This window comes from Chrysiogenia bacterium, from assembly GCA_020434085.1.
Classification (GTDB): Bacteria; JAGRBM01; JAGRBM01; order JAGRBM01; family JAGRBM01; genus JAGRBM01.
Window position 1 is genome coordinate 1 of record JAGRBM010000595.1, and the last position, 4,813, is coordinate 4,813.

The window sequence follows — 4,813 nt, forward strand, 5'->3', positions numbered from 1 at the left end:
ACTCTAGTCTTTTCGGGAGGGCCCTCCCAATCCCAATTTCTCCATTTGTTGTAGGCTTGGGGGCGGAGACCGACGCCGTGCCCAGCGCCCCCAAATCCACGCCGCTGCTGCGCTACCATCGCGTGCTGAGCAAGCACTACGGCCCGCTGGGCTGGTGGCCCGGCGAGACGCCGCTGGAGGTGATGGTCGGCGCGGTGCTGGTGCAGAACACAGCCTGGACCAACGTCGAGAAAGCCATCGCGAACCTCAAGCGCGAGCGACTGCTCTCCCTCAAGAAGCTCCACCAGATCTCCCACGATGAGCTGGCCGCGCTGATCCGCCCGGCCGGCTACTTCAACGTGAAGAGCACGCGGCTCAAGAGCCTTGTTGGCGCCGTGATGGATGACTGGCGCGGCGATCTAAGTAGGATGTTCGCCGCGCCGACGGGCGAGCTGCGCGCCTGGCTGCTCGGCGTCCACGGCGTGGGCAAGGAGACAGCCGATTCCATCCTCTGCTACGCGGCCGGGCACCCGGTCTTCGTCGTCGATGCCTACACTCGCCGGATTCTCTCACGCCACGCCCTGGTCGAAGAGAAGATCAGCTACGACCACCTGCAGGACTTCTGCACGGCGCAGCTCCCTGAGGACCTGGCCACCTACAACGAATTTCACGCCCAGATCGTCCACGTGGGCAAGGATTACTGCCGCAGCAAGCCGCGCTGCGAGGGCTGCCCCCTGGCGCCGTTTCTTCAAACGCCGCCGGCGCGCTAGGATCTCTCCATGCCCGCGCTGCTCACACTGACCACGGACTTTGGAACGGCCGACTCCTACGTCGCCGAGATGAAGGGCGTGCTCATCTCGCGCGGACCTGCCGATCTGCGGCTCGTCAATCTCTCCCACGACATCGCGGCGCACAACGTGCGCGAGGCCGCGCTCTTTCTTCGCAACGCGGCGCCGCGCTTTCCCGCGGGGACCGTGCACCTTGTTGTCGTGGACCCCGGCGTCGGCAGCGCGCGCGCGCCGATCATCGCGCGCATCGGCGGGCAAACCCTCGTCGGCCCCGACAACGGCTGCTTCGGTTTTCTCTACGACGGCAGCGAAGAGGTCTACGCCATCGATCCCGAAAGGATCGGCGCGCCCGAATCGAGCGCCACCTTCCACGGGCGCGACGTCTTTGCACCCGCGGCGGCGCTGCTTGCTTCGGGAAAGGCCCCTGCCGAGCTGGGCGCGCGCATCGACCACTACGAGCACCTGCCCTTTCCGCTCGTGCAGCTCCAGGGCGACGCCATCGACGGCGTGGTGCTACACATCGACCGCTTCGGCAACCTCATCACCAACATCCCCGACCACACCCTGCGCGCTTTCCTGAGCGATGGGGAAACCGATCTCGTCACCACGAAGGTCGCCGCCCTCCGCGTGCGCGGGTTGCGAAACCACTACGCCGAAGTCGAGGTGGGCGAGCCCATCGCGCTCATCGGCTCGTCGGGACTGCTCGAAGTTTCCATGCGGGAGAAATCGGCCGCCGCCTCTTCAGGCGCGCAGCTTGGCGATCCGGTCGTGGTGGTGCGGGACTGACGCTGATACAAGAAGGGCGACGCATGCATCGCCCCTACACAACCGCGGTAATCAACCTGTCGGAAATTGCGCGGTCCCATGCAAGTTCCGGCGGGCTTTGGTGGTTTGGTCTGTCTGAAGGCCGGCGCGATTCGTCTCGTAGGGGCGAGGCATGCCTCGCCCTCCGCCCCCGGCAACGGGTTTACGAACGAACCACGCGCTCTCTGGCGCGGAGTTTCTCGAGCATCTTCTTCGCCCACTCGGGCGAGTTCTCCGACAGCAGCACGTGGGTGTAGAACAGAAGCTGGTTGGCCAGCACGTTGCGCAGGAATCCGTTTTCCTCGTAGCGTCGCGGGCTGGTGTAGAGCGGCTCGTTCACCAGCGCGATGCGCCCGTGATGGCGCGCGCGAACCATGAGGTCGAGATCGGGTAGCAGCGGTCCCTCACGAAAACCCTGTAGCAGCCCGAAGACATCGGCCCGGATGAAGATTCCCTGATCGCCCATGGGAAGCCCCATGGCGCCCGCGCGCCAGTTCGCCGTGCGCGTGATGAAGCGGTAGCGCGCCTTGGCATCGCCGTAGCTCAACCGAAAGCCGCCGCCGGCCACGTGCTCGCTGGCCATCTCCCGCGCGATCGGGACGAAGGGATCGCAGAGCAGGCGCGAGTCGGCGTGCAGGAAAAACAGCACGTCACCGCTCGCCAGCTTGGCGGCCTCGTTGAGCTGCCGGATCACGCCGCCGCGGATTACCTCAAGGCGCACGCCCCCTGCCTGCTCACTTTTTGCCCGCACGATCTCGCGGGTTTCATCATCCGAGCCGCCATCGACGACGATGACTTCATCGGGCGAATAGGCCAGCAGCGAATCGAGCAGCGGCCCGATGTTCGCTTCCTCGTTCTTCGTGGGGATGATGGTCGTGATCTTCATGGTTCGAGCACCCGCGACCGAAATAATCGCAGATCGGACCGGCAAAGAGAACTGAACACGATGTTCAGGCCAGTTCGAGTTCGGCGACTCGAGCCTCCCAGGCCGCTCCATCCCGGTCCAGCAGGGCGCGCACGTTGCGCGGCACCGCCCCGTCGCGCCAGTCCCGCAGGAGCCGGGAGAGATCGGCGGGGCCGTCGACATCGTACCAGCCCTCGACCTCAGCCACGCGCAATCCCGTATCGGCACAACGGGCACGGATTTCCTCGTAGGAATCATCGGTCTCCAGCGGCCTGCCCAGTAACTCGGGCACGCTTTTCTCCAGCCCGATGACCCCGAATCCGTGGGAGGCATCCGGGGAAAAAACCGCCTGCGCGCCGCCGGCCAGCACATCGATCGCCGCGCGAAGCACCCGATCCGGCAGGGTCGGCCCGTCGGAGTTTCGCATCAGCACCGGGGCATAGCCCCGGGCAAAGACCTCGTCGAAGCAGTGTTGCATTCTGGCGGCCAGATCCGCGCCCTTCTGGGAGATGAGCACCGTCCCCCGCGGGGCGAGCTTCTTGAAGTCTTCGCGGCGCTCCTCGGGCCAGAAGCCAAGGACGGCGTCCACATTGTCCAGGGCCACCGCGGCCTCCAGCACGTCGAGCAGCATGGCCCGGTAGAGGGCGCCGGCCTCCTCTGCCGAGAGAAGGGGCATCAGCCGGGTCTTCACCTGTCCGGGCTCGGGCCACTTGGCCATTACGATGAGTGCGGGTTTTCTCTCCATGTCCATACCGCCGAGCCTACCTCCCCGAAAAAGCCCGCGTCCATGTCACAGGCCCGGCGGCTGCCTCGTCTTGGGTGCAGGAGGGCGCTAGGCTCATGGAACTGGAACTCTTGCCCATGCCCGGAGAATTCGACCAGCACCGGCCCATGCTCTTTGCACTGGCCTACCGCATGCTCGGCAGCGCCAGCGACGCCGAAGACATCGTGCAGGAGGCCTGGCTGCGCTGGGAGCGGACTAACAATGTGGAGCGCCCGCGAAGCTGGCTGGCCTCGGTGGTATCGAACCTCTGCATCGATCAGCTCAAGAGCGCGCGCTCCCGGCGCGAGCAGTACGTCGGCCCCTGGCTTCCCGAGCCCCTGGTGATCGACCAGAGCCCGCTCGCCGACGAGAAGACAGAACTGGCCGAATCGGTCTCCATGGCATTTCTCGTCCTGCTCGAATCTCTCTCGCCGCTCGAGCGCGCGGTGTTCCTGCTGCGCGAGGTCTTCGATTACGACTACGCCGAGCTCGCGCAGATTCTGGGGCGCAGTGAAGAGAGCTGCCGCCAGCTTCTGAGCCGCGCGCGCTCGTACCTCAAGGACAAGCGCCCGCGCTTCGAGACCAATGAGCAGGAACAGCAGCAGATCGTCGGCCGGTTTCTGCAGGCGGCCATGTCGGGCGATCTCAAGGGGCTCGAGAGCCTGCTTGCCCAAAACGCCGTTGCGCTCAGCGACGGCGGCGGCAAGCGCCACGCCGCGCGCGTTCCCGTGATCGGAGCGGCAAAGATTGCGAAATTCGTACTCGGCATCGCGCGCGTGAACACCGAGGAACTCGAATATCGCTTCGGCCGGGTCAATCACCAGCCGGCGCTGCTCCTCTACAGCAAGGGCGAACCCTACAGCGTGCAGATGTTCAGCATCGAAAACGGGAAGATCGCCCGCATCCACAGCGTGCTCAATCCCGACAAGCTCCGCGCCATTCCTTCCCTCTAGGTCCGCCCCGAAAAGGAGGCTCACATGGATACCCCCACTCCGCAAATTCAGGAACGAACACTCATCAAGACGCAGGCCATCAGCGGCCTCATCTTCGCCGCCTTCCTCGCCTTGCACCTGACCAACACGCTCACCGCACTCTCGGGCCAGTCGAGCTTCGACGGGGCGATCGCGCTCTTCCGCAAGTTCTACCAGCTCCCGATCATCGAGATCGGCGTCATCGGCGCGGCGCTCGTTCACATGTGGGCGGGTCTGACGCGCGGCCTGCGGAGGCGCCGCCGCGCGAAGGAGCGCGGGGAGGCAAGCGCTGCCAGCCTGCGGGTGCGGCTCCACCGGCTGAGCGGCTACTACCTGCTGCTCGCCTTTGCCGGTCATGTCGCCGCCACGCGGGGGCCGGGACTCTTTTTTGACCTGCCCGCCGACATGAGCTTTCTGACCTACAGCCTCAGCACCTACGGCTGGTTCTTCTACCCCTACTACTTCGGTCTGTTCGCCAGCGGGGCATTCCACCTGGTCAACGGCGCGCTCATTGCGCTGCGCATCGTGAAGGTCCGCGTTCCCAAGCCCCTGCTTGCTACTTCGTCCAAGCCCTTCTGGGCGGCGACCGGCGTGCTTGCCGTTG

General features: G+C 65.5%; 6 protein-coding genes. 4 read left to right on the forward strand and 2 right to left on the reverse strand.

Translation table 11 applies throughout. From position 1 onward, the window contains the following. Positions 1 to 182 precede the first annotated feature (182 nt). On the forward strand, positions 183 to 749 hold the full coding sequence (locus KDH09_19380; GenBank protein ID MCB0221869.1) for an endonuclease III domain-containing protein: 567 nt from the start codon (positions 183 to 185) through the stop codon (positions 747 to 749). 9 nt (positions 750 to 758) lie between these two features. Continuing rightward, positions 759 to 1,553, forward strand: coding sequence for an SAM-dependent chlorinase/fluorinase (locus KDH09_19385; GenBank protein ID MCB0221870.1), 795 nt, complete (start codon positions 759 to 761; stop codon positions 1,551 to 1,553). Between the two features lie 181 nt (positions 1,554 to 1,734). Here KDH09_19385 and KDH09_19390 read toward each other — a convergent pair whose 3' ends face one another. After that, positions 1,735 to 2,457, reverse strand: a complete 723-nt coding sequence (locus KDH09_19390; GenBank protein ID MCB0221871.1) for a glycosyltransferase — start codon at positions 2,455 to 2,457, stop codon at positions 1,735 to 1,737. A gap of 64 nt (positions 2,458 to 2,521) precedes the next feature. Then, entirely contained in the window at positions 2,522 to 3,226 is a 705-nt protein-coding gene (locus KDH09_19395) for a glycosyltransferase (GenBank protein MCB0221872.1), read from the reverse strand. A 110-nt stretch (positions 3,227 to 3,336) separates the two neighbouring features. Here KDH09_19395 and KDH09_19400 point away from each other — a divergent pair, with 110 nt between their 5' ends. Continuing rightward, a complete protein-coding gene (locus tag KDH09_19400) occupies positions 3,337 to 4,191 on the forward strand; it encodes an RNA polymerase sigma-70 factor (GenBank protein ID MCB0221873.1) in 855 nt (284 codons plus the stop codon). Positions 4,192 to 4,215: 24 nt separating this feature from the next. Further along, positions 4,216 to 4,813, forward strand: a 598-nt coding sequence (locus KDH09_19405) for a hypothetical protein (protein ID MCB0221874.1), incomplete at its 3' end; no start/stop codon positions are given.